Source organism: Streptomyces sp. NPDC090499 (assembly GCF_044769305.1).
Taxonomy (GTDB): Bacteria; Actinomycetota; Actinomycetes; order Streptomycetales; family Streptomycetaceae; genus Streptomyces.
Window position 1 is genome coordinate 215,455 of sequence record NZ_JBIVXP010000002.1, and the last position, 23,960, is coordinate 239,414.

Here is a 23,960-nt window from a genome sequence, read left to right on the forward strand (position 1 = left end):
ATGTTCCGTCTTGCCCTGCAGATGGTCCGGCACCGGATCACCGCGCTGATCGCCGTCGCGTGCGCGGTTGTCGGCGGCGCGGCGCTGATCACCGGCACCGGCGTACTGGCCGAGTCCGGCCTGCGCTCGCACCTGCCCGCCGGGCGCCTCGGCGGCGCGGACGTCGTGGTCGCGGCCGACCAGGAGTTCCATCCCGTCGAGGACCTGCCGATCGCGCTCCCGGAACGCCGTACCGTCCCGTCCCGGCTGACCGGTGAACTGGCCAGGCTGCCGGGTGTCACGGCGGCGGTCGGCGACATCGGTTTTCCCGCCGCCCTCGTCGACGCCCAAGGACGGGTCGTGGCGGCCGGGGATCCCCAGGCGTCGGGGCACGGCTGGTCCTCGACGAAGCTGCTGGACGCTCCGCGGGTCGAGGGCGGTGCGCCGTCCGGTTCCGGCGAGATCGCCGTGGACAGCGCCACCGCGGCCGCGGCGGGGGTGACGGTCGGCGACCGGGTCCAGGTCGTGGCCGCCGGACGGGCCGCCGCCGGTTACCGTGTCTCGGCGGTGGTCGGCTCACCCGGCGCGGGCGTCTTCTTCGCCGACACGACGGCCGTACGGCTGTCCGGTCGCGCGGACCGCGCCGACCTGGTCGGCCTGCGTACCGCACCCGGCGCCGCGGAACGCGTCGCCGCCGAGGTCCGTACGAAGCTGAAGGGCACCGGACTTGAGGTGACGACCGGCGCGGCCCGCGGGGATCTGGTGTCGCCCGGCGCGGGCGCGTCCCGCTCCCTCCTGGTCCTCCTCGCCGGTTCACTCGCCGGGATCGTCCTGCTGATCACCGGGTTCGTCATGGCGAGCGCGCTGGCCGTGTCGATCGCCGGGCAACGCCGGGACCTGGCCCTGATGCGGGCCGTCGGAGCAACTCCCAAGCAGATACGGCGACTTGCCGCCGCCCAGTCCACCGTCGTCGCAGCCGTGGCTCTGGTGCCGGGCGTGGCGCTGGGCTATCTGCTGGCCGGGCAGTTCCGCGGGCTGCTGGCGGACCGCGGTGTCATACCGTCCGAACTCCCGCTCACGGTCGGCCCGTTGCCCGCCCTCGCGGCCGCCCTCCTCATCGCCCTCGCCGTCCAGGTCTCGGCCAGGTGCTCGGCCTGGCGCACCTCCCGCATGCCGGCCACCGAGGCCGTCGCCGAATCACGCAGTGAGCCGCGCAACCCCTCCAGGACCCGGACCCGTATCGGCCTGCTGGTCGTCGTGGCCGCGACCACCATGTCCGCGGTGCCACTGTTCTCCCGTACGGTCCTCGGCGCGACGGCCACGTCCCTCGCGGGCATCATCGCGGCGATCGGTCTGGCCCTGGCCGGCCCGGCGCTGGTCCGGGGGATCGGGAACGCGGCGGCCCGGCTCACCCGGTCCGGCGTCTCCGCCCCCACCTGGCTGGCGATGGCCAACGTCCGCGCCTACGCCCTGCGCAACGCGGGGATCGTCAGCACCCTGGCCATGGCAGTCGTCTTCGTCCTGACCTACACCCTCACCCAAACCACCGTGCTGGCCGCCACCACCGACGACACCCGCACCGGCACCCTCGCCCAGCAGCGTCTGAGCGCACCGGTCCTGGGCGGACTGCCCGAGGGCACGCTCGCCGCCGTACGCGGGACGCCCGGTGTGGAGGCTGCGGTGCCGGTCGGCTCGACGACCGTGGTGTGGCCGTTCAAGCAGTTCGGCGACACCGAGACCGAGTCCGGCTCCGCGATGATCCTCACCCCGGACGCGTCCGACGTTCTGGACCTCGACGTACGAGAGGGGAACCTGGACCGTCTCAGTGGCGCAACCATCGCCGTCAGCAGCGATGCCGCCCGCTCGCGCGCCGCGGAAGTGGGCCACCGGGTGCGTCTCGTCCTCGGCGACGGCGCCCCGGTCGAGGCCACGGTCGTCGCCGTCTACGCCCGCGGCCTGGGCTTCGGCACGGTCGTCCTCTCCCACGACCTGGCGGCCGGACACACCACGGCCGGCCTCGACCAGTCGGTCCTGATCCGCACCGACGGCACGGACAAGGCCCGGCAGGGCCTGACCGTTCTGGCCGCGTCCCGCCCGGGACTGGCCCTGGAGGACACGCACGCCACGAACACCGGTGGTCTGCGGGACGCCCCGCCCGAGGTGTGGATCAACCTGGCCACCATCGTGGTCCTGCTCGTCTACCTGCTGCTCAGCATCGCCAACAAGCTCGTCGCCGCTACTGCCCAGCGCCGGGTCGAGCTGGGGGCCCTCCGCCTGAACGGCACCACACCGCGTCAGATCCGCGCGATGATGCGACGCGAGGCCGCGGTGACCGCCGCCACCGCACTCTCCACCGCGGTGCTGCTGTCCGTGATCCCCCTCGCCCTCCTGGGCCAGGGCTTCCTCGGCCGCCCCTGGCCCGCGGGCCCGGTCTGGCTCCTGCCGGCGCTGGCGCTCACGGTCACCGTCACGGCCTTCCTGACCATCGAACTCCCCACCCGCCAGGCGCTGCGCACTCCACCCGCGGACGCCGTCCGCGCACAGTGACCCGGCTCGCGTCCACGCCGGCCGTCGCCGGCGCCGTACCCGCTGCGACGACCCAGCCCGAGGCGGCGGTGCGCACGGAGGCGGCAGCCGCCAGAGCTGACGATCCCTCAAGTACAGCCTGCTGTACCACCACTTGGGGCGCGCACGGCAATGATCCGCAGGCACGGCGCTGGTGTGCTGGACGCATCACATCAGCCCCCTCCGAAGGGACCACGGTGAGCATCCAAGCCCCCGTCACCATCGAAAGCCCGGCCCGCCCCGCCCGCGCGACCGGCCTGCGAGGCAGCATCAGCCGCCGCCCCGTGACCTGGTTCTTCTCCCTCGCCTACCTGCTGAGCTGGACGGCGTGGACCCCGTACATCCTGTCCGAGAACGGTCTGGGCCTGTGGCACTTCGCCTTCCCCGGCGTCGGCGGCACCACCCAGCTCCTCGGCGTCCTGCCCGGCGCCTACCTCGGCCCGATCACCGCGGCCCTCCTCGTCACCGGGATCACCGAGGGACGCCCCGGACTGCGTGCCTGGCGCGGTCGCATGACCAAGTTCCGGGTCGGCTGGCGCTGGTACCTCGTGGTGCTGTTCTCGGTGCCCGCCGCGTTGACCCTCGCCGCGGTCGCGCTGGCCGGACACGGCCCCGCGATGCCGCCCGTCACGGTGCTGGCCGCGTTCCTGCCCGGCATCATCCTGCAGATGATCACCACCGGCCTCGCCGAGGAGCCCGGCTGGCGCGAGTTCGCCATGCCCCGCCTGCAGCGCCGCTACGGCCCGCTGCGCGCCACCCTCGTCGTCGGCCCGCTGTGGGGCGCCTGGCATCTCCCGCTGTTCATGTCCGAGTGGGGCAACTGGCCGCACGTGTCCTGGACCACGCCCCTGGAGTTCATCGCCACCGCGATCGCCTTCAGCTCCGTCATGACCTGGGTGTTCAACCGCACCCGGGAGAGCCTGCCGCTGGCCATGCTGCTGCACTGCGGCGTCAACAACTTCTTCTCCCTGGCCTGGTCCGACATGTTCCCCTCCCTGTCCACCTCAGACGCCGCGCACGCCTTCCTGCTCAGCTCCACCGTCGCGGCCACCGTCCTGCTGATCGCCACCCGCGGCCGACTGGGTTGCCCGACGGTACGCGATGCCCGTGCACCACAGGGCCGGACGGTCTGACCGCGGCGATCCTTGCCCCGTCCGCCGGACGGCGCCACCGGGGCACATGACCACCGTGGTCACGTCTGGCACCGGCAGGCCGGCGTCGACCTCACCGACCCCGCCGCCGCACCCACCACTGACCCGCTCTCCCCTCGCCGGCACGGCTTCGCCCCGGCGCTGACCGCCTGGGACAACGAACCTGCCGGGCCGTACCGGCCGACCGGGCTCAGCCCTCATCGCCGTCGTGGTCCGGCTCGGGAAGTCTCACCAGGCTGCCCTCGACCCCGCGGGGGAACCTTTCACCGATCCACCGAACGCGATCGCGGCAAGCCAGAAAGCCCAGGTCGTCGTGAACGTGACAGCGAAATACAGGGCAAGGCCGCTCGGCCGGCGAACACGGGTTGCGGCGGTCACGCTTTTTCCCTTACAAGGGTGTCGCACCGTGCCGGTTGTCGGCGAATCGGGTCGCGGTCCAGCCGCCCGGATCCATGCAGCAGCAGGACGGCCGGGCGCCGACGGCCCGCGGGCGGGGTCGGCGGGCCGACCAGGCGCAGTCCGCCGTCCGCGGTGACCGTCATGCAGGCCTCCCGCATGCCCCACCACCCGGTCCCTGCCGGCTGTTTTCGTCAGAGCTTCCTGTCGGGCCCTGCTCCTCTTCCTCCATGCGCGGCACGCGCAAGAACAGGGTGTCGAACGCCCCCGCACCGTGGTAGGTGGGGAGGGCCAGGGTGACCGTAGGACTGTCGTCCCCCGTGCGCCTCGCCCAGTCCACTCTGGGATCTCGTCCGGCGGGGTCCGGGAACGTCCGGCGGGGCCGTACGGGCAGGGGCTGGGGCGTGTACGGAGCGTAGGACGGGTACGGCGGTACTTCCGCAATCCCCGTACTGCGGCGCCCGCCCTGCCCTGCCGCGGCTTGTGCCGCGCCGCCGCTGGTCACCACGACCGTGACGCCGACGATGATCAACAGAAGCCCGGGCACCGTCGCGGGCTTGATGCCCTGCCCCATGAACCACCACGCGGCGAGCGCCGCCACCGGAGTCTCCAGCAGGAGCAGGACACTGATGGTCGTCGCCGATGTCCTGCCGAGGACGAAGTTCAGCGAGCCGAGCCCCAGGATCTGGGGAAGGACCAGCAGCCCGAGCAGCGACAGTTGCGTGGATCTGTCGAAGCCCGTCAGCGGGATGTGGGCCAGCAGGCAGACGGCGAGGAGTTCCAGACCGCAGACCATCGAAGTGAACGTCGAGTACAGCGGTGTGCTCACATCCGCCCGCGACCGTTCGCTCAGGGCGGTGTACCCGGCCTGGGCGACGGCCCCGCCCAGGGCGAGCAGGTCCCCCAGCAACGCCGTACCGCCGGACCTGATGTCGAGACCGCCCGCCGCGGCCGCTCCTACCACCGCGAGCGCGAGACCCGCCCAGGTCCGGCGGGACGTCCGGACGCCCTGGCCCGCGGCGATGAGGGCCTGCCAGACGGGCTGGGTGGCCACGAGTGCCGTGGACATGGCGACCGAGGTCAGCCGGGTGCTCGTCATGAAGGACGCGAAGTGCAGGGCGAGCGACGTGGCCGCGAGGAAGCCGAAGACCAGAGGCCGCCACTGCTCCCGGCGCAGCACGCCGCGCTCGCCGCGCGCGACACGCACCACCTCGCCACGGCGCAGCAACAGCAGGAAAGGCCCGAGTACGGCGAAGCCCAGGCAGTTGCGCCAGAAGGCCATGGCGAGCGGCGAGGCGGAGGCGAAGGCGGTGAGTGGGGCGGTGGCCGAGACAGAGAGCACGGTGACCGCCATCGCCGCCGTGGACAGCGGATCGAGCTTGGACTTCACGCGTTCGCACCGCCGTCCACGATCAACCGGGCGGTGGCGGATGCCGGGGTTCCGATGCCGTCGCGCGGGGAACGCGGCGGCGGAACGGGGGCGTTCGCACGGCGGCACTCCGCGCCGTCCCGCCCACCGCGGCCGAAGACGTCCATGCCGGGCAGGCCCAGCCGTGTTCCGCGGCGTACTCGCACGACCTGCCGCGGGGCCGCGGACATCGACGTACCGTCGGCCAAGGCGGACAGAGGGAACGGGTCGTCGGCGGTAAGTCCGATATCGGTCACTGGGTACGCGGTTTCTGTGCTGTGGGAAGCGGGAGCGGCGGCTCAGGGCTTCGCGGCGGAGGCGAGAGCGTCCGGCGCCGACGTGTCCTGGTCGTTCAGGCAGGCTGCAGGCGCCAGGGGTGCGGCAAGGAGAGCGAAGTGCCGGGGTTGCCAGGCGGCCCGATCCGTGAGGGACGTTCTGTGTCACGGAACGCGGGCAGCGCAGCGGCACCACGTTCCGCCAGGTCACGCAACGCAGGTCCCGCTCCACGGCCTGTACCGGAGCCGCGCGGGCCACCAGCGACCGAACGGCACGGCTGCCGCCACCACGCGGCCGCGGCAGCCGTTGAGTCTCCTCGGGGGCGTCGGCCGTCCGAAGTCCTTTATCGGACCGTGGCCGTGAGGGTCACCTCGATGTTCCCCCGGATGGCGTTGGAGTACGGGCACACTTCATGGGTGGCCTTCATCAGCTGGTCGGCGGTGGACTGCTCCAGGCCCGGCAGGTGCGCGGTCAGCGACACGGCCAGGGTGAAACCGCCGGCCTCCCGCGCCAGCAGGCTCACCTTCGACTGCACGGTCGAGGCGCGCAGTTCGACCCCCTGCCCGCTCGCGATCAGGCGGAGCCCGTTGTGGAAGCAGGCGGCGTATCCTGCCGCGAAGAGCTGCTCCGGGTTGGTCCTGTCACCGCCGGGGCCGCCCATCTCCTTCGGGACCGCCAGGACCTCGTCCAGGACGCCGTCGAGGGACCGGACTTCGCCGTTGCGGCCGTCACCGGTCGACAGGGCCTCGGTGGTGTAGAGCGCGGTCATGTTGTTTCCCTTTCATGGGTGTTTCTTCGAAGCCGGCACGGGGAGAGAGACGCCGGCTCGGCGGGCCCGCCCGGGTGGCGTTTCCTTCCAAGTCGCTGTCCGTCCGGTACGCCGGACATCGCGTCCAGGACGGGGTGGGCGGGGATGCCGTGTCCAGGTGAGTCGGGCCGAGCCGGAGCCGGCGCCGTGTGGACGGCAAGGCCGCCGTACCGGGTTCCGGGCCGGTGACGCCGGCCGGCCCCCGCCCGTGTTCCGTTCCGGGGCCGGCCCTGCGTCCTGCTCGTGGCTCCGAGTGTGCTGGCGCCGTCCGCTCGTAGCCTGCCCTTGCCAGGGGCAGGCTGCCTGGCGTCCGGGTGCTCGATACTCGACGCATGGACAAGAAGCCGCGGTTGGGGGAGTTCCTCAAGACCCGCCGGTCGCAGTTGCAGCCTGCGGACGTGGGACTCCCGGATTTCGGAGAGCGCCGTCGCGTGCCGGGTCTGCGCCGCGACGAGCTGGCACAGCTCGCCGGGGTGGGCCTGTCCTACTACACGCGGCTGGAACAGGGTCTCTCGCTCAACGCGTCACCGGAGGTGCTGGACGCGTTGGCCCGTGCCCTCGGTCTTGACGAGGTGGAGCGCGTCCATCTGCACGACCTGGCTCGTGCCTCGCGCCGCACCGGCACCCGACGCAGGGCCGCGCCGGAGCGGGCGGGTGACACAACCCGGCAGTTGCTCGGCGCGTTCGGCGACGCGCCCGCGGTCGTGCTCGGGCGCCGCAGCGACGTGCTGGCCTGGAACCGTACGGGACACGCCCTGTTCGCCGGGCATCTGGACCCGCACATCCCCGACCAGCCCGACCAGCGTCCGAACACGGCCAGGCTGGTCTTCCTGGACGCGCACACCCGGGACCTGTACGACGTGGACTGGCCGAAGAAGGCCAGGGACGTGGTGGGGAAGCTGCGGCTCGTCGTCGGACAGCATCCGGACGATCCCCGGCTGGCCGCGCTGATCGGTGAACTGGCCATGAAGAGCACGGAGTTCACCACGATGTGGTCCGAGCACCGGGTCAGGAAGTGGGACCTCGCGACGTACCGCATGCACCATCCGCTCGTAGGCCGCATGCAGCTCAACCTCCAGACCCTGAACGTCCCGCAGGAGGAGGGCCAGCGCATAGTCGTGGCGACCGCCGACGCCGGTACCACGTCAGCGGCAGCGCTGTGTCTCCTCGCCCAGGCCGGTGTTCCGACCGCTGTTCCGACCGTGCGGCAGGCGGGGCGTACCGGGGCTCCGGGATCCTCACGGGACGGGGCGGACAGCCGGAGCTAGGAGCCTGTGGCGGAAGTGATGACCGCGCCGCACCATCAACCGCCGCATACTCATGGCCGGTGCAACCGCCACGGCACCACTGACCCTCGGCGTCTTCTCCAACAGCGCAGGCGCGTCCGCCGCCCTCGCCACCACCGCGCCGGCCTCGGCCATGGACTCCGGTTCCCGGTCCGCCACCGATGTCGTCGCTCATCCGTTCCGTTCTCCGCGGGCAGGTGATCGTGTCGTAGGTGGTCCGCTGCGGATCTCCGGCACCGCGATCAGAGGCCGTGCTGAAAACGCTCCGTCCACCGGCCGAGTTCGGTCACGGTTTCGTGGATCGCGGTCAGCGCGTCGTGCCGGGCGTACTCCGCCACCAGCTCCGCGGCACGCTCTCGACAGGACGTCTCCGTCAGCACCCTCTCGACCGCCGCCCGCACGTCCTGCGCCTCCGGGCGCTGTGTGGCCGGATTGATCGCAGCGCCCACCCACGCGGCACGCGCCGTCACCTCGGCCCTGTCCTCCGCCCGGCCGGCCAGGACCATCGGCACGCCGTCGCCGAGTGCCTGCTGCACCCCGCCGAATCCGCCGTTGCTCACCAGGACGTCGGTATGCGGCAGCAGATCGTCGAAGGGGAAGAACTCAGCGACTCGGGCGTTCGTCGGCACCCTCTCCGGCTCGGCGTCACGCCCCGGCGTCGCGACCACCAGCACGTCCAGACCGGCCAGGGGATCGAGTGTCGGCTGGACCAGCTCGGTGAAGTCGACGTTCGCCGCGGTCCCTTGAGACACCACGACCACGCGGCGCGCTGACGCGACCTCGTCCCACCACGTCGGAAGGTCCGCCTTCCGGCCCGCCCCGGCAGGCAACGCGCCGATGTAGCGGATCGAGTCCGGCAGGTTGCCGTGCGGACAGTCCAGCCGCGCGATCGACAGCTGCAGGAACCGGTCCGGCAGGCGTGACATCCCGTGCATGACGAGCGGCGCCTGCTCCGTCGCCCCGCAGGAGGCGAGCACCTTCACCAGGTGGCGGGACGCCGGCCGGCGTCCCCGACGGCCTCTGTCTCGACGCCGATGCCCCCGCCTCGGGAATCGAGGAAAGCCATCGCCCAAGGCGGCTACGGCACCGCCGACGTCCTGGAGTCACGGGAGGTCGAGTGCCTGATCCCCGCGACGACGAAGTGCTCCTGCGGGCGCACGCGGCGGGCGTCGACCCGAGTGTCTGGCACCTCATGACCGGCCTGCCCTGTCTGGCCCGCCTCGGCTTCGGACTCCGCAAGCCCGGGACTCCGCTGCGGGGCTGCAATGGCGCTGGGCGCGAAGGTGACCCGCTTCAAGCGCGGCGACGAGTCCTCGGCACCTGCGACAGCTCCTTTGCCACATACACGCGCGCCAAGGCCGACCGGATCGTACCCAAGCCCGCCGGCTCCGGCTTCCCCCAGGCCGCTGACCTGGGGTTGCGATCTGGAGCGGGTGACGAGGTCCGAACTCGTCCTCTCAGCTTGGGAAGCGACGGCGCTCGGGGACGCGGACTGCTCTCCGCCGACGGCAGGTACCCCGTCCGCGGTGGTCGGAACGCCGTGTCATCTCCGGCGTTCTTCGGCGAGCCACTCGGCGAGGGCGGTGAGGGTGGTCTCGACGCTGACCGTCATGTGCCGACGGAGCGCATCCAGGTCCGCGCGGGTGGTGCCAAGCACCCGATCGAGGCGGAGCAGTCGCCAGGACTGCTGGACGACGGTTCCTCGGCCCTGCGGGGTGAGGGTCCATTCCCAGTGCACGATGCCGTTCTCCGCACCGCCGACGACGAAGCCGAAAGCTGCTCCGGGGTCGGCTCGCACGATCTGGGAGCGGCTGGTCCATACCCGGGCTTCCCTGCGGTTGCGGCCGCTGAACCATGCGCCGGTCCAGGGGCCGGAGTCCGGGTCGAAAGCGACGTCGCCGGCGTCGGGGCTGCAGCGGCTGATCGCGGACACGTCGCTGACGAATTCGTAGACGCGGGCGGGCGCGGCGTCGACCCAAGTGCGCCTGGTGAAGGCGAAGTCGGCCGCGTCCAGGGCCTCGATGGGGTCGTTTCCGGTGGTGGTGGTCATGACGGTCTCCTGGTGAGGGCGGGGTGCCGGATCCGGTGCCTCCCACTTCATCGGGGACACGGGCCGCGCAACCAGACCCGCCGTCGCCTATCCACGGCTGGGTCAGGCTCGGCCTCGCGAGGCGGCCCATACTCGGAGCCATGGACGGAAAGACGCAGCTCGGAGACTTCCTGCAGGCGCGGCGCTCCCAGCTGCGACCGGAGGACATCGGGGTGCCCACCTACGGGGAGCGCCGGCGGGTGCCGGGGCTTCGCCGCGAGGAGCTTGCGCTGCTGGCGGGGGTGAGTACCTCCTACTACACGCGGCTGGAGCAGGGACAGTCGCTCAGCGCGTCGCCCGAGGTTCTGGATGCGATCGCCGGGGCTCTTCGGCTGGACGAGTCCGAGCGGCGGTACCTGCACGACCTCGCCCGAGTCGACAGGCAACGCACCCGGGGCCGACGGCCGGCGCCGGAACGGGTACCGGAGGCGACATGTCAGTTCCTCGGCGTGCTGGGCGAGGTTCCCGCGATCGTGGTCGGCCGGCGTAGCGACGTGCTTGCGTGGAATCGTCTGGGCCATGCGCTGTTCGCCGGGCATCTGGACTTCGATGCCCCTGGACGGCCGACGCAGCGTCCCAACATGGCCCGGCTGGTCTTCCTCGACGGCCATGTCCGAGACCTGTACGCGGACTGGCCGAGCAAGGCCAGGGCCGTGGTCGGCAATCTGCGCCTGGTGGCGGCCCAGTACCCGCAGGACGCGGCACTGCACGCGCTCCTGGGCGAACTGTCCGCGAAAAGTGCCGAGTTCGCCTTGATGTGGGCCGACCACCGGGTCAAAGCCTGCGCCGTCGCCGACTACGAGATGCACCATCCGCTGGTCGGGCCGCTGACCGTCATCCAGCAGACCATGAGCAGCGGGCAGGGCCCCGCCGTCGTGGTCGCCACCACCGAGGCGGGCTCGCCTTCCCGGGCCGCTCTCGCCCTGCTCGCCCAGGCCACCGGCGAGGCCACCGTGCGGACCGACCTGTCCTCCGACACGGTGCGGCCACGACCCGGCACCGACAGGAGCTGACACCCACGCCGTCACCGGGCGTTGCGTCGACAAGCCGAAGCCCGTCCGCTCCCCGGCCTTGACCCGCATTACCTCAAGGCTCCCGCGGGACACCACCCCCGCAGGCACAACCCACGTACCCAGGCTCATGCGTCGGCATGTCGCTGCCCCATGCCTGAAAACAACCCGAAGACGAGAAAGAAGCCATGTTCAAGAAGCTCTTCATGTCCGCTGCGGAGGTCGGCGCTCTGGTCGCCGCCACTGCGACAGTGCTCAGCCCCGCTCCCGCCTCCGCCGCCTCCGCGCCGCTGAGCGACGCGCGGATCGCCGCGCACTTCGACCTGGCCCAGGGCCAGACCCCGGAGAACGTCGCCCTGGCCCCGGGCGGCCGCGCGTACGTCACCTTCGCCAAGGCCCGCCAGATCGCCGAGGTCTCCCCCGAGGGCACCGTCCGGATCCTGGCCACCCTGCCCAAGCCCGCCGACGGCGGCGTCCACACGCCCGCTCTGGGCTTCCCGCTGACCGTCGGCATCACCCGGGCCCACGACGGAACCCTGTACTTCCTGTACGCCACCGGCACCGCCGACCTCACCGGCGTGTGGAGGATGCGCCCCGGCGGCCGACCCGAGCGGATCGCCGCGCTGCCCACGGACGGCCTGCCCAACGGACTGGGCCTGGACGCGCACACTCACACCCTCTACGTCGCCGACTCCGTGCTCGGCACCATCTGGAAGGTACCCACCACCGGCGGCACCGCGACCGCCTGGTCCACCGCCCCCGAACTCGCCTCCAACGGCTTTCTCGGTGCCAACGGACTGAAGGTCCACAACGGCGCGGTCTGGGCCACCAACCTCGACCGGGGCACCGTCCTGCGCATCCCCGTCCTCCGCAATGGACGCGCCGGACAGGCACAGATCCGGGCCGACGGCATGCCGGGAATCGACGACTTCGCCTTCACCGGCCGAGGCGACCAGCTTCTGGCCGCCCTGGACGGGCCGAACGAGGTCACGCTCGTCCAGGGCGACGGCAGCCACGCCACCGTGCTGAGCCCGGCGGACGGTCTGCAGAGCCCCACGTCCATCGCCCTGCGCGGCGGCACCGTCTACGTACTGAGCGCCGCCTGGAACACCGCCAAGGACCCCAACCTGGTGCTCGCCCGCCTGGCCAGGTAGGGCAGCAGTACCAGGAGAGCCCGGGTGCACTGGCCTGCGCAGGGTGGCGGGGGCGGCGCAGTACAGCCCCTTGCTGGATGGGGCCCACGAGCGCGGCGTACCGGCCGAGCCGGCCTCGTTCGGTCTGGGGGTCGCCAGCGGTGACCGGAGCTCCGTTTCGCGGGGCGTCGGTGTCGAGCAGCCGTGCGTCGAGGTCGACGGAGATCCGGTCGCCGTCCCGCGCGCCGGCGAGCGGCCCGCCGTCCGCCACCTCGGCCATGACCCGACCGACGACCGGTCCGTGGGTGCGGCCGGAGAGCTCGCCGTCGGTGACGACGTGGCCTGCCCGCCCGGCCCGGCGCCGTTGAGGGCTGCCGCGAAACTGGCCGCGAACACGGTGCCCCGGCCACCGCGCGGCCCCATGCCGCGCAGCACGATCACGTCGCCGGGGCCGAGCGAACTCGCTCAGGGCGGCGATCGCCTCGTCCTCCCCGGCGAAGACGCGGGCCGGTCCCGAGAACTGCCTGCGGGCGGTGCCGACTCCGGCCACCCTGGCGGTGGCGCCGTCGGGCGCGAGGGTGCCCCGCAGGATCAGCAGACCCGGCTCCGGGTTCACCGGGTCCATGAAGGGACGCAACACCTCTCCGTCCGGGGCGGGTGCCTGTTCGGCGAGGTCGGCCACCGTATGCCCGGAGACGGTCAGGGCGTCACCGTTCAGGCGGTGCGTGCCTCTCCCCCGTGCGCCCAGGCGGGCGAAGAGGTCCCGCAGCCCAGTCCCGGTGCAACCCGCCCCGCTCGTTGTGACCCAGCTCTCATCTCCCCCGTGCAGCAGATGGAGGGGATTCCCCGTCGAGGAGGGGTGACAGGAAGGGAGGAGCGTGTGGATCTGGCAACCGAGTGGAAGCTGGGCGCCGAGCGCGGCGGGACGGAGTCGCTGGACATGGACTTTCCCGCTTTCGTCGCCGCCCGGTCCGCCGCCCTGTTCCGTGGCGCCCTCGTCTTGACGGGAAACCGCGAAGCCGCGGAGGACCTGCTCCAGGAAACCCTGGAACGGACCTGCCGCAAGTGGCGCACGATCGCCGCCAAGGACGCCCCCGACGCCTATGTGCGGCGGATCATGGTGAACCTGGCGAACGACCGCTGGCGAAGATTCCGCCGCACGACCCCGCACCCCGACAGCGGCGGCGACCGGGCCGCTCCTGGGGACGAGTACGGGCAGATAGACAGCAGGGACCAGCTCGTTCGCGCTCTTCAGCAGTTGCCGATGCGTATGCGCACGGTCGTGGTCCTGCGGTACTTCCACGACCTGTCGGACGCGGAGATCGCGGCCGATCTGAACATCTCGGCGAGTACCGTACGGTCCCAGCTCGCTCGTGGGATCGAGAAGCTGAGAAGCCAGTTCCCCGCGCTCTCCGGCCCTTCACCGCAGCGGCCCACGGAAGGAAACCGATGACTTCACACGATGCACGGCCTTCCGGCCGCCCCGGTTACACATCCTTCGAGGAAGAACTGGTGAACGCCATGAACGAATTCGCGAACTCCGCCGACGCGCCGTCCGTCGACACCGTCGGCATCGTGCGCAAGACCCGCCGCAGGCGCGTCACGGCCATCGCGGGTCTCGCCGCTGCCCTGATCGTGGCCGGCGGCGGCACCGCCCTGGCCACCGCCGTTACCAGCGGTTCCCACGCCGTGAAGCCCGCCGCCGCGACCACCGCGACCACCGCGGCCGGCAACGACGCCACCAACGTGCTGCTGAAGGACAGCAAGTTCCCTCTGGAGTTCGCGGGCCTCGACCTGGACTTCGCCAAGCAACTGCTGCTGAAGAGCCGGCTCAAGCTCGGCACGGTCAGCAAAGTGGACTGCGGCAAGGACGGCAAGCCGGGCTCGGTCCACGCGGTCGACCCGCACAGCCCGAAGACCGTGTCCATCGGCGCCACCATAAACCTGACCCTCTGCGCCGGCTGATCCCAGATACCCCGACTGTTCTCGCTCCGGTCGTGGGAGATCTCCGGAGATCTCCCACGACCGGAGCGGACACCGAACGGCCGCCCGAAGCCAGCCCACCTCGGTGGCCGTCGGCTTCGGTACGTCCTTCGCCGATCCGTCGGCCCGTTCGGGTACGAACGCGATCCCCCGGTGCGTCAGTGCTCTCTACGTGACCGTCATGGGCCGGATGACAGCGGTCTCCTCCGGGATATCCGCGCCCCTGGCCCATTCCGTGCCGGGTTCCTGGCACACCGCCCTGGCCTGGGGCGTCGCCTTCACCGTCGCGGCTCGCCTGGCAGGTCACCCTCTTCATGGGCCTGCGGTCCCTGGCCTTCTGCACCGCCGTCGCGTGGCTGCCCAGCATCCATCCGACCGCGGCACGAGCAGCACCGCGGCCGGATGGATGCTCTTCTACTACCAGGTGGTCTCGCCGGCCGCCGGCAGCCTGCTGCCCCTGCCCACCCGGGGCCGGTACGACCAGCGCTGGACCGCGGCCGGGGCTTCGGTCCTCGCGGCGGGTGGCATCACCCTTCTCGTCACCGCGCCCGCGCTGTCCGTCCTGGCATGCACCCTGCCCGGACTCGGCGGCGGCGCCTGCCTCGTCCTCGCGCCGGCCTTCCAGAGCCAGCGCGCCGGCAGCTCCGGCGAGGCCGCCGCGCTGGCAGGGATGGCACAGTTCCCGGCGCGGCCTTGACCGGTCGCGATGCGCGTTCGACGCCGCCGCGGCCCCGGACGGCGCGGCCGTACGATGTGCCAGGACGACCGTACGGCCCCGAAAGTGAGACCTCCGCATGGCGGCACCCTCCGCATCCGGCGAAGCCGGCGGTTCCGGTGGGGCGCGTGCGCCCAGGCCGCGGCGCGACCGCGAACTGAACCGCGGCAGGCTGCTGGCCGCCGCACGCGAGGTGTTCCGCGAGCACGGGCTGAAGGCGACCCTGGACGACGTCGCCCGCCATGCCGGGCTCGGGGTGGGGACGGCCTACCGCCACTTCCCCAACAAGCAGGCCCTGATCGACGAGTTGGTCGACGACATGTTCGCGCGCGTCGAGGAAGCCACCCGGGAGGGGGCCGAGGACGCCGACGCCTGGCGCGGGCTGACGGTCAGCCTGGAGCGGGTGGCCGAACTGCAGGCGCTCGACCGCGGCCTGCGCGAGGTCGTGCTCCACAGCGACCGCACGGTGCCGGCGGGGCTGCGCCACCGGGAGCGGATCAGGCGCAACGTCGATCTCGTGGTCGAGCGGGCCAAGGAGCAGGGCGTCCTGCGCCCGGACGCGGAGCCCTGGGACCTGGTCGTGATGCAGCAGATGCTGGCCGCGGTGACCGAGCGGAGCGGACGGCCGGACCTGTGGCGGCGCTATCTGAGGCTGTTGCTGGACGGGCTGCGGGTCGGTCCCGAGCCCACGGAGCCGCTTCCCTGCGGGGACTACAGCGAGCGGTTCGACGCGCCCGGACCGGACTGGATCGGCCCGCCGCCACCGGGTACGGACGCACCGGACGGACCGCGCGACCGAGGGTAGGTCCCCGGGTCCGACGCCGTGCGGCCGGCCGTCGGCCCTGCGGGCTGTGGCGGCGGCTGCGGCTGCGGCTGCGGCTGCGGTGAGCGGCGGCTTCCGAACGGGGTTCGGCAGCTGAGCGTCGGCCAAGCGCCGTGGACGGTCGTCAGCGCTTGCCCGGCGAGGTCGTGCAGTTCCGTGTCGGGGTTCTCGGATGTCGTGACCAGCATCTCCCACGCCGGGTGGCCGTGAGGGCCCCGCGCGCCGGGTCGATGTCCGGACGGGTGCGCATCGCACGGCGAAGGCGGACCGCCTCGGCCCGCGGACGCCCGTCGTCCGCCGCGGGCGGACCGGTGCCGTCGGATGCGGCCGGTCCGTCGGGGGCGGCGGAGAACAGTGCGTAGGTGTCCGTCAAGGTCAGCAGGCGCCGCACGGCGGGACTGACGGCGGTGACGGTGATCGTCTTCCCCGCGGCGACCGCCTGAGCACGGGCGTCCAGCAGTACGTTGAGTGCGCTGCAGTCCGCGAACGTCAGCTTGCCGAGGTCCAGGTCCACGCCCTCGGCGGACCTCGCAAGGGCGTCGAGCAGGGTGCCCCGCAGCTCGTGGCTGTTGTCGAGACAGAACTCGCCGCTCACGCCGACGGTCACACGGCCGCCGCCTTCGCTCGCGAACGGCACTTCCTCCGACGGTTCCAGCATGATCGCCTCCTCTGCACATGCCCCCTCAAGCGTCGTACGCTCCCCCTGACCCGTCAAGGTGTACGTGAACTTCAGTTCGTGTTTTTGCCTGCACGAAAACACGGTCGTACGATTTGGGCCATGGTGGCAGCCGACGGAGTTCCTGAGCCGCACAGCGGCTGGACGTTCGTGACGAGTCACGCGCGCGTCCTGGCGAGCATCGCCGACAATCACAGCGCGCGGATCCGGGACATCGCGGCCCGTTGCCGGCTCACCGAGCGAGCGGTCCAGAAGATCATCTCGGACCTGGAACGGGACGGCTATCTCTCCCACACCCGCAGCGGCCGCTCCAACCGTTACCGGATCGACCCGAGCAAGGTGCTGCGCCATCCCGCCGAGGCGGGCCTGACGGTGGCCTCCCTGCTGTCGATGCTGGTCAGGGACGAGGCCGAACGCCAGGGCGGGCCCGTACAGCCCGGGGCCGGACGTGCACAGCCGGGGCCGTCCGGGGTGGTCCAGTACGAGTCGCACGGCACCCGGGTGTTCGTGGTCCAGGGCGCCTACGACGCCGCCACGATCGCGCCGCTCACGGACGCGCTGCAGGCGGCCGCCGACACGTGCTCCCGGGTGGTGGTGGACACCCGCGGCGTCGGCTTCGCCGACTCGACCTTCTTGAATCTGCTGATCAGCACCCATCACACGACCGACCTGCGCGTGGTCGCGCCGCCGGCACAGCTGCGGCGCCTGCTGGAACTCACCGGCGCCGACAAGGCCCTCAAGGTGCAGGCGAGCCTGGCGGAGGCCATGGCGTGACCCGTTCCGCCACGGCCCGAACCAGCGCCCACGCCGAGGCGACCCGGCCCGTCGGACAACGCGGCCCCGCCAGAGAGCCGGTCGCCCTCGGCCCGTCCGCCGTGACGCTCCGGGATCAGGGAGTTGTCCGTCCGCCGCCGGACCGCGCCTACCCCAGGTCGAAGGTGTTGGGCAGGCCCAGCCGATAGCGCACCTCGTCGACCCGCTTCAGGGGCTCCAGCTCCGGTGGCCGGAACAGCTCCCAGACGCGACACCGTTCGGCGCCCGAACCGTCGGCGTCCAGGAGTGCGTTGACGGCGCGCCGGGCGGACTCGTTGGCGCCCTCCATGGTCGCGAGGTCCACGTCGGTGCGGATGTAGTCGCCCGCCAGGAAGAGGTTCGGCACCGCTGTCCTCGCCGACGGGCGGTGGTAGAGCGTGCCGGTGGGGTGGATGAGGAGTTGTTCGCGGTTGCGCGGGTCGGGGCCGCCCAGGCCCGTCACCGCCGGGTCCATGAACCAGCCGAGCCGGTCCTCGTCCCTGAGCGTCGTCCTGCCCGAGTCGTTCAGCCCGTCCTTCAGCTGGGCCCACAGTTCGGCGACGATCTCGTCCTTGGTGCACTCACGGGCGGTCTTGCCGTACAGGATGCCGGGCTTGTCCCACTCGGAGACGATCGTGGACAGGCACTCGTGGACCTGCCCGTCTCCGTAGTCGCGCGAGAAGTCCCGTACGTCCCAGAACTGCGCCTGGCCGATGCCGGTGACCGCCCAGGGCGAGTCGAGGCAGTTGATGTGGCCGTGCACGACCGGGGTGGGTGTGCGCAGGTAGAACATCACGCCGGTCATCCAGTCCGTCTTCAGCGCGTCGCACCGGCCGAGCTGCGGGTCGGCGGCGCGCAGGGCCGCGCCCCAGGTCGCGCGCGCGTGCTCGACCGGGAGGGCGCAGACGTAGTGGTCGGCGGTGACGGTGCGCTGCCGGCTGCCGTCGCGGGCCGCCACCCGTACGCCTGTCACCCGGCCGCCGTCGTACAGGATCTCCCGGACCTCGGTGCCGAGCACGAACTCGACGCCCAGGGAGCGCAGATGGGTCTCCCAGGGGTCGATCCAGGCCTCGCTGGTCGGGGCGTTCAGCACCCGGTCGACGTCCGCGTCGCCGTCCATGCCGCGGCCGAGCAGGCCCCACAGGATGAGGGCCTCGATGATGACGCGGCCGACGGTGCGGGTGGAGGCGACCTCGGCGCGGGTGGCGACGAGGTTGCGGGTCTGGCCGATGCCGAGGAGCACCTGGTACTCGCGGCTCATCTCGCCGGCCCGGATGAAGTCCCACCACGCGACCTTCTCCCACTGGTCCTCGCGGCGGGCGTCGCAACTGGTGAGGTGGACCAGGAGGCGGTCGGCGAAGTAGGCGGCCTCCTGGGCGGGCAGGCGGGTCCCGAGGTCCAGCACCGACAGGACCTGGTCGCGGATCCAGGACGGGGTGAGGTCGCCGGGCGCGGGCGGGGTGGTGACCCGGCGGAGCGGGAAGTGCAGGTCCGGGCGGCCCGAGTCGCGCGCGAACAACTCCTCCGTACCGTTGCGGAGGTTGCCGTGCACGCCGTTCGCGTTGCCGGGGAAGGGGATGCGGCGCATGGTGTCCGGCAGGTTCCGGTAGAAGCCGGGGAAGAAGCGGAAGCCGTGCTCGCCGGGGAGCGGCCTGCGGCCGCCCGTTCCGGTCCCGGGGACGTCCATCGAGCGGGCCTTGCCGCCGAGGGCGTCGTAGTACTCGTAGACCGTCACCTCGTAGCCGCGTTCGGCGAGTTCGTGAGCCGCGCTGAGGCCGGAGACTCCGCCGCCGAGGACGGCGACACGCTTGCCGGAGGCGGCGGCCGCACCACCGGCGGCCCCGAGGGCGCCGACCGCTCCGGCGACCACTCCCCCGCCCGCGGCCAGGAAACGCCTGCGGCTGTGCCCGCCGTGCCCCTGAGACTGCTGCGCGTGTTCTGTTGTCATGAGAACCGGAGAGTAGGGAGGGGCTCCGGCTGCCGGAAGCCCTCCTCGCTGTCACCTACAGCATCCTCACAAACGCAAAGAGACGGCGATGGCGGGCGGGCGTCCCGCACCGTGCTGCTGGACACCGGCAACCCGGTCACCGTGCCGGCCGGCGACCTCACCCGCGGCGGCACCTGCAACCTGTCCTTGCTGTGCGACAAGGGAGTCGACGGGCTGGTGGCCGCCGCCGGGACCCGTCGGCAGCTCCGCCACGGGCACCCTCCTCGGCCTCGGCCTCCCGCCCGCGGTGCCCTGGTCGGTCCTCGCCGCCGTACCGGCCCCGGCGGTGACGCTGCCGCCCCGAAGGCCGGCCGCCGTGGAGGCGGAGGCACCGCCGCGCGGGGCGACGGCCGGGGCGGTCGGTGGATCGGGGCGGGGCTCGGGACAATCATGAGCATGAACGACCGAATGTCCGACGCCGAGAACCGGCTGGCGAGGATCGAGGGGCTGCTGGAGAGCGGCGAGCGCGACGCGGTGCCCGCGTGGCGCAGGGCCACCCAGGGCGAGCCGCGGTGGGCGGTGACCGCCGTGATACTGGTGGCGATCGCCCTGCAGGTGATGCTGCCGCACCGGCTCGCCTTCCAGCCGTACTGGCTGCTGCCGGTCCTGGAGGTGGTGCTGCTGGCCGGTGTCATCGCCGGCAACCCCCGGCGGGTCGAGCCCCGCACCCGGTGGCTGCGGCTGCTGGGCCTGGTGCTGATGGGGGTGATCAGCCTGGCCAACGGCTGGTCGGCGGTCCGGCTGGTGGCGGGGCTCGTGAACGGCACCGAGGGCAGTGACGCCGGGCCGCTGCTGCTGACCGGCGGGGGCATCTGGCTGACGAACGTCATCGTGTTCGCCCTCTGGTACTGGGAGTGGGACCGCGGGGGGCCGATGGCGCGGGTCCTCGGCCGGCACCAGTACGCGGACTTCCTCTTCGTGCAGATGCAGAGTCCGGAGACCGCACCGCGGGACTGGGAGCCGGGCTTCCTCGACTACCTGTACCTGTCCTTCACCAACTCCACCGCGTTCAGCCCGACCGACGTGATGCCGTTGTCGCACTGGGCCAAGATGCTGATGATGCTGCAGTCCTCGGTCTCCCTGGTGACGGTGGTCCTGGTGGTGGCACGGGCCGTCAACATCCTGCACTGACGGCCGGTGCCCTAGGTTCGTCCCCATGAGCTCCACGAACGAAGACTCCCTGCGCCTGGTCACGGTCGAGCGCACCGGCACCGGCCGTTTCACCGCCACGAACGCCCGCGGCGGCACGATCGCCTTCGGGACCGGCGACGGCACCGCGTTCACCCCGGTGGAACTGCTGCTCGCCGCGATCGGGGGCTGTACGGCGGCGGACGTCGACGTGTCCACGAGCCGTCACGTCGAGCCGGCCTCGTTCACGGTCACCGTCACCGGCCACAAGGCGAGCGACGAGGGCGGAAACCGGATGACGGACCTCGCGGTCGCCTTCTCCGTCACCTTCCCGGAGGGCGCGGCCGGCGACCGCGCCCGCGCGATCCTGCCCCGGGCGGTCGCCGTCTCCCACGACCGGCTGTGCACGGTCAGCCGCACCATCGAAGCCGGGACGCCGGTCGCCGTGTCGGTCGAGGGGTGACACCCGCGCGGTGAGAACTGTCACCGGCTGATGGCCAAGGGGTTACCGTTCGACTCAACTCACTTTCCAGCGGGGCCAGTTGACACAGGTTGGCGCTAGCGTTCGACCTGCGGCCCCCAGGGGAGGGCCGTACGGCGGTCTGCTGGGGGGTGAGCGTGATGGGACGGGGAACGGTCCTGTCCGCGGCGGCGGTGGCACTGCTGCTCGCGGGCTGCACGAACGGCGGGCACGGCGACGGCCGGGCGACGCCGGAGAAGACGGCGGGCACGAGTGCCGCGGGGGGCGCGAGTCCCTCCCCGACCACGGCGAACCAGCCGTACACACTGGCCGAGTCCGCCGCGCCGAAGACGCGGGCCGAGGCCGTCGCGTTCGTCCGCGGGCTCACCGTGCAGCCCGACTACTTCGGTACCGGGTACCGCAGACGGGACCCGTACGAGCTGGGGCCGACCAGCTGGGCCGTGCTCGGCGCGGACTGCCTGTGGCGCCGGGACGCGCTCCCGTCGACCGTGCTGGCGAGCCTGACCAGGTCGTTCGTCCGGCAGGGCACGGGCGGCACGGGAGCGGTGTACGTGTCCCTCACGGTCACCGTGCACGCCTCGGTCCGCGAGGCCCGCCGGGACATGGCGTCCTCGCTGGAGGAGCCGCTGCGCTGCCCGCAGGAACGGCTCAACGCGACCGACACCGTGCAGAAGATGACCTCGCGCGGCGATCCGTTCGCCGAACAGCGCACCGCCACCACGGACGACGACCTCACCGAGTACGGCGAGTACGTCGTGGACGGTGACCCGAAGGCCCGTGACTTCGACTGGTACAAGCACCGCCTCGGCCCGGTGACCGTGGCGGCGACCGTGCGGCACGCCGCGGGTGAGAGCGAGAAGGAGCAGACGGCCCTCACCGAGGCCGCGCTGACGGGCGTCGGCTATGTGACGGCGAACGTGGACCGCTACGGCCGGGACCGGTCCTCGGCCGCCCCGTCCGCCGCTTCGTCCGCCTCCGAGTCCGCCTCCGAGTCCGCCACCCCGTCTGCCACCCCGTCCGCCGCCCCGTCCGCCGCCCCGTCCGCGACTTCGTCCACCGAGGTGAAGGGAGCGGGCGATGAGTGAGGCGCTGCGGCCCTCCGACCCGTCGTCGGTCGGGGGTTTCCGGCTGCTGCGGCGGCTCGGCGCCGGCGGTATGGGGGTGGTCTACCTGGGCCGTTCCGAGACGGGTGCGCTGGCCGCCGTGAAGGTGATCCGGGCGCAGGGCGCCGACGACGACGATTTCCGGGCCCGGTTCGCGCGGGAGGCCGAGCTGGCGGCCCGGGTCGACAGCCCCTGGGTGGTACCGGTGCTCGGCGCGGACGCCACGGCCCAGGAGCCGTGGCTGGCGACCGGGTTCGTGGCGGGTCCCTCGCTGGCGGAGGCGGTCGCCGCGCACGGACCGCTGCCGCCGCCGGCCGTACGCGTGCTGGGCTCGCTGCTCGGCGAGGCGCTGGCCGCCGTGCACGCGGCGGGGCTGGTGCACCGGGACGTGAAGCCGGGCAACGTACTGCTCGCGGTCGACGGGCCGCGGCTCATCGACTTCGGTATCGCGCGGGCCGCCGACGACACCGCCCTGACCGCCTCCGGCATGGTGGTCGGCACGCCGGGCTTCCTCGCCCCCGAGCAGGCGCGCGGCGAGGCGGCCGGCGCGGCGAGCGACGTCTTCGCGCTGGGCTGTGTGCTGGCGTACGCGGCCACGGGCCGCCCGCCGTTCGGCACCGGCGCCCCGGACGCGCTGCTCTACCGCACGGTGCACGACGAACCCGACCTCGACGGGGTCACCGGCGGACTCCGCGGGACGCTGGACGCCTGCCTCGCCAAGGACCCCGGCGAGCGGCCCGGCGCCGCGGACCTGCGGCTGCGGCTCGCCGAGGATTTCCGGCTCCGGCCGCCGACCGCCGACGCGGCGCAGTCGCCGTCGGCCTGGCTGCCGGACCCGGTCGCCCGCATGGTGGCGGCCCGGGCGGCGGAGAGCCTCGCCCTGCCGGACATCGAGCCCACGGTGCTCGACGACCCCGGCACCGGCCGGCCCGCCCGCCCCACCCGGCGGCGCCTGCTGCTGGCCGGGGGCGCGCTGCTGCTGGCGGGCGGCGGTACCTGGGCGGCGCTCTGGGCGGCGGGCCGCGACGACGGCTCGGGGAAGAAGACCACGGCCCGGCCGTCGTACGTGCTCGGAGTGCAGGTGACGAAGGCCGGGGCGGCGGCACCCCTGGCGCGGGCCTGCGAGCGGGCCGCGCGGCTGGCCGTCGCCGAACACAACGCGACCGCGGGCCGCGCCTTCGACCTGGGGGTACGGGTCCTGGACGATCACGGGACCGTCGACGGGGCCACCGCGGTCGCCCACGAACTGGCCGCGGACCGCGCCGTCGTGGCCGTGCTCGGCCCGGTCACCGAGCTGACGATGCGGGCGGCCTCGCGCGTCTACGGCTCGGCCAAGCTCACCCATGTCAGCAGCACCACCGGGCAGAACGACTACTACGTCTGGTCGCCGACCGTCTCCTTCCAGACCGGGGTCGGCCACCAGGCGGCGGGCACCGCGATCGCCCTGCATGCGCTGCTGAAGGGCCTGGCCGCCCCGGCGGGCATCGTCATCGACCGCTCCGGCGGCTCCGTCGAGCACGACCAGGGCAGTCTCCTGGTCAACCAGTGGCGGGAGTCGCTGCACGCCGAGGTGGTCCCGAAGGTCGTCGCCGAGGACACCGACGACGCCCCGGCCGCCGTCGCCGCCATCCTCTCCCGCAGGGTCCGCGACTTCGCCTACTTCGGCCCGCTGGACGCGACCGTCCGGGCGGCCCGGCAACTGTCCGCGGCGGGCTTCACCGGGCCGCGCTGGATGTCCCACCTCCTCTACGGCTCCGACTTCCCGAAGCTCGCGGGCGCGGCGGGCGAGGGCTGGTTCGCGGTCACGCCCGTCGTCGACGCGAGCGTTCTGAAGACCAAGGCGGCCGAGCAGTTCACGGCGGCCTGGCGGAAGCGGTACGGCGGCGTCCCGGACCCGTACGGCGCCGAGGCGTACGACAGCGTTCGGATGGTGCTGCGCGAGTTCACCGGAACCCTGCCGTCCGGCGGCGGCCGCCCCGACCGGCTCGCGCTCGCCCTGCGGCTCCACAAGGCCACCTACCGGGGCATCGCACGCACCTACACCTTCAACGACTACAACCAGTTCAACGCCGACGCCCGGACCATGGGCGGTGAGACCTACATCCACCAGGTCCACGACGGGCGGTTCGAGCAGATCGGGCCGATCCTGGCCGCGCGGACGAAGGGGTAGC

22 protein-coding genes and 2 pseudogenes are annotated in these 23,960 nt (G+C 72.5%); 15 read left to right on the forward strand and 9 right to left on the reverse strand.

Translation table 11 applies throughout. The features are described from left to right. Together ACIQVL_RS09365 and ACIQVL_RS09370 are read left to right on the forward strand one after the other, a co-directional pair. Positions 1–2,526 (forward strand): FtsX-like permease family protein, encoded by a 2,526-nt coding sequence (locus tag ACIQVL_RS09365; RefSeq protein WP_403474911.1) that lies wholly within the window; start codon positions 1–3, stop codon positions 2,524–2,526. A 215-nt stretch (positions 2,527–2,741) separates the two neighbouring features. Continuing rightward, positions 2,742–3,677 (forward strand): CPBP family intramembrane glutamic endopeptidase, encoded by a 936-nt coding sequence (locus ACIQVL_RS09370; protein ID WP_403474912.1) that lies wholly within the window; start codon positions 2,742–2,744, stop codon positions 3,675–3,677. A 392-nt stretch (positions 3,678–4,069) separates the two neighbouring features. On the opposite strand, the gene ACIQVL_RS09375 is transcribed toward ACIQVL_RS09370, so the two are convergent. From ACIQVL_RS09375 to ACIQVL_RS09390, 4 genes are all read right to left on the reverse strand, one after another. Further along, entirely contained in the window at positions 4,070–4,237 is a 168-nt protein-coding gene (locus ACIQVL_RS09375) for a hypothetical protein (RefSeq protein WP_403474913.1), read from the reverse strand. Next, entirely contained in the window at positions 4,234–5,481 is a 1,248-nt protein-coding gene (locus ACIQVL_RS09380; RefSeq protein ID WP_403429862.1) for a DMT family transporter, read from the reverse strand. The genes ACIQVL_RS09375 and ACIQVL_RS09380 overlap by 4 nt, the downstream gene beginning before the upstream one ends. Then, entirely contained in the window at positions 5,478–5,690 is a 213-nt protein-coding gene (locus ACIQVL_RS09385) for a hypothetical protein (protein ID WP_403474914.1), read from the reverse strand. The genes ACIQVL_RS09380 and ACIQVL_RS09385 overlap by 4 nt, the downstream gene beginning before the upstream one ends. A gap of 428 nt (positions 5,691–6,118) precedes the next feature. Continuing rightward, positions 6,119–6,544: an organic hydroperoxide resistance protein gene (locus ACIQVL_RS09390; RefSeq protein WP_403474915.1), complete on the reverse strand. Its 426-nt coding sequence runs from the start codon at positions 6,542–6,544 to the stop codon at positions 6,119–6,121. Between the two features lie 371 nt (positions 6,545–6,915). Here ACIQVL_RS09390 and ACIQVL_RS09395 point away from each other — a divergent pair, with 371 nt between their 5' ends. Further along, positions 6,916–7,851: a helix-turn-helix transcriptional regulator gene (locus tag ACIQVL_RS09395; RefSeq protein ID WP_403474916.1), complete on the forward strand. Its 936-nt coding sequence runs from the start codon at positions 6,916–6,918 to the stop codon at positions 7,849–7,851. A 260-nt stretch (positions 7,852–8,111) separates the two neighbouring features. On the opposite strand, the gene ACIQVL_RS09400 is transcribed toward ACIQVL_RS09395, so the two are convergent. Next, positions 8,112–8,852, reverse strand: a complete 741-nt coding sequence (locus ACIQVL_RS09400; protein WP_403474917.1) for a glycosyltransferase — start codon at positions 8,850–8,852, stop codon at positions 8,112–8,114. A gap of 560 nt (positions 8,853–9,412) precedes the next feature. After that, positions 9,413–9,919: an SRPBCC family protein gene (locus ACIQVL_RS09405; protein WP_403429868.1), complete on the reverse strand. Its 507-nt coding sequence runs from the start codon at positions 9,917–9,919 to the stop codon at positions 9,413–9,415. Positions 9,920–10,059: 140 nt separating this feature from the next. Between ACIQVL_RS09405 and ACIQVL_RS09410 the strand changes: the two genes are divergently transcribed. Together ACIQVL_RS09410 and ACIQVL_RS09415 are read left to right on the forward strand one after the other, a co-directional pair. Continuing rightward, positions 10,060–10,971, forward strand: coding sequence for a helix-turn-helix domain-containing protein (locus ACIQVL_RS09410; RefSeq protein ID WP_403474918.1), 912 nt, complete (start codon positions 10,060–10,062; stop codon positions 10,969–10,971). 185 nt (positions 10,972–11,156) lie between these two features. Further along, positions 11,157–12,122 carry a hypothetical protein gene (locus ACIQVL_RS09415; protein WP_403474919.1) on the forward strand — a complete coding sequence of 322 codons (966 nt, stop codon included), beginning with the start codon at positions 11,157–11,159 and terminating at the stop codon, positions 12,120–12,122. Between the two features lie 76 nt (positions 12,123–12,198). Here the strand turns inward: ACIQVL_RS09415 and ACIQVL_RS09420 are convergent. Continuing rightward, positions 12,199–12,987: pseudogene (locus tag ACIQVL_RS09420) on the reverse strand (dihydroxy-acid dehydratase); the annotation flags it as partial. On the opposite strand from ACIQVL_RS09420, the gene ACIQVL_RS09425 reads away from it, so the two are divergent. From ACIQVL_RS09425 to ACIQVL_RS09440, 4 genes are all read left to right on the forward strand, one after another. Continuing rightward, positions 12,982–13,554, forward strand: a complete 573-nt coding sequence (locus tag ACIQVL_RS09425) for a SigE family RNA polymerase sigma factor (RefSeq protein ID WP_403429874.1) — start codon at positions 12,982–12,984, stop codon at positions 13,552–13,554. The pseudogene ACIQVL_RS09420 and the gene ACIQVL_RS09425 overlap by 6 nt on opposite strands. Before the next feature lie 68 nt (positions 13,555–13,622). Next, positions 13,623–14,066: a hypothetical protein gene (locus ACIQVL_RS09430; RefSeq protein WP_403474920.1), complete on the forward strand. Its 444-nt coding sequence runs from the start codon at positions 13,623–13,625 to the stop codon at positions 14,064–14,066. A gap of 370 nt (positions 14,067–14,436) precedes the next feature. After that, positions 14,437–14,781: a hypothetical protein gene (locus ACIQVL_RS09435; RefSeq protein WP_403429877.1), complete on the forward strand. Its 345-nt coding sequence runs from the start codon at positions 14,437–14,439 to the stop codon at positions 14,779–14,781. A 97-nt stretch (positions 14,782–14,878) separates the two neighbouring features. Then, positions 14,879–15,604 carry a TetR/AcrR family transcriptional regulator gene (locus ACIQVL_RS09440; RefSeq protein ID WP_403474921.1) on the forward strand — a complete coding sequence of 242 codons (726 nt, stop codon included), beginning with the start codon at positions 14,879–14,881 and terminating at the stop codon, positions 15,602–15,604. Between the two features lie 142 nt (positions 15,605–15,746). On the opposite strand, the gene ACIQVL_RS09445 is transcribed toward ACIQVL_RS09440, so the two are convergent. Then, positions 15,747–16,280: an STAS domain-containing protein gene (locus ACIQVL_RS09445; RefSeq protein ID WP_403429879.1), complete on the reverse strand. Its 534-nt coding sequence runs from the start codon at positions 16,278–16,280 to the stop codon at positions 15,747–15,749. A 120-nt stretch (positions 16,281–16,400) separates the two neighbouring features. On the opposite strand from ACIQVL_RS09445, the pseudogene ACIQVL_RS09450 reads away from it, so the two are divergent. Further along, a pseudogene (locus ACIQVL_RS09450) lies at positions 16,401–16,727 on the forward strand (helix-turn-helix transcriptional regulator); the annotation flags it as partial. Positions 16,728–16,769: 42 nt separating this feature from the next. Then, complete coding sequence (locus ACIQVL_RS09455) at positions 16,770–17,072, forward strand: STAS domain-containing protein (protein WP_403430570.1); 303 nt, start codon at positions 16,770–16,772, stop codon at positions 17,070–17,072. A 148-nt stretch (positions 17,073–17,220) separates the two neighbouring features. On the opposite strand, the gene ACIQVL_RS09460 is transcribed toward ACIQVL_RS09455, so the two are convergent. Then, positions 17,221–19,038 carry an FAD-dependent oxidoreductase gene (locus ACIQVL_RS09460; protein WP_403474922.1) on the reverse strand — a complete coding sequence of 606 codons (1,818 nt, stop codon included), beginning with the start codon at positions 19,036–19,038 and terminating at the stop codon, positions 17,221–17,223. Positions 19,039–19,473: 435 nt separating this feature from the next. On the opposite strand from ACIQVL_RS09460, the gene ACIQVL_RS09465 reads away from it, so the two are divergent. The 4 genes from ACIQVL_RS09465 (at position 19,474) to ACIQVL_RS09480 (ending at position 23,959) form a co-directional block, all read left to right on the forward strand. Further along, positions 19,474–20,208, forward strand: coding sequence for a hypothetical protein (locus tag ACIQVL_RS09465; protein WP_403429883.1), 735 nt, complete (start codon positions 19,474–19,476; stop codon positions 20,206–20,208). Positions 20,209–20,233: 25 nt separating this feature from the next. Continuing rightward, positions 20,234–20,668 (forward strand): OsmC family protein, encoded by a 435-nt coding sequence (locus tag ACIQVL_RS09470; RefSeq protein ID WP_403429885.1) that lies wholly within the window; start codon positions 20,234–20,236, stop codon positions 20,666–20,668. 158 nt (positions 20,669–20,826) lie between these two features. Next, positions 20,827–21,771 (forward strand): hypothetical protein, encoded by a 945-nt coding sequence (locus ACIQVL_RS09475; RefSeq protein ID WP_403474923.1) that lies wholly within the window; start codon positions 20,827–20,829, stop codon positions 21,769–21,771. After that, entirely contained in the window at positions 21,764–23,959 is a 2,196-nt protein-coding gene (locus ACIQVL_RS09480; protein ID WP_403474924.1) for a bifunctional serine/threonine-protein kinase/ABC transporter substrate-binding protein, read from the forward strand. Before ACIQVL_RS09475 ends, ACIQVL_RS09480 begins: the two co-directional genes overlap by 8 nt. The last annotated feature ends 1 nt before the right edge of the window (position 23,960 follow it).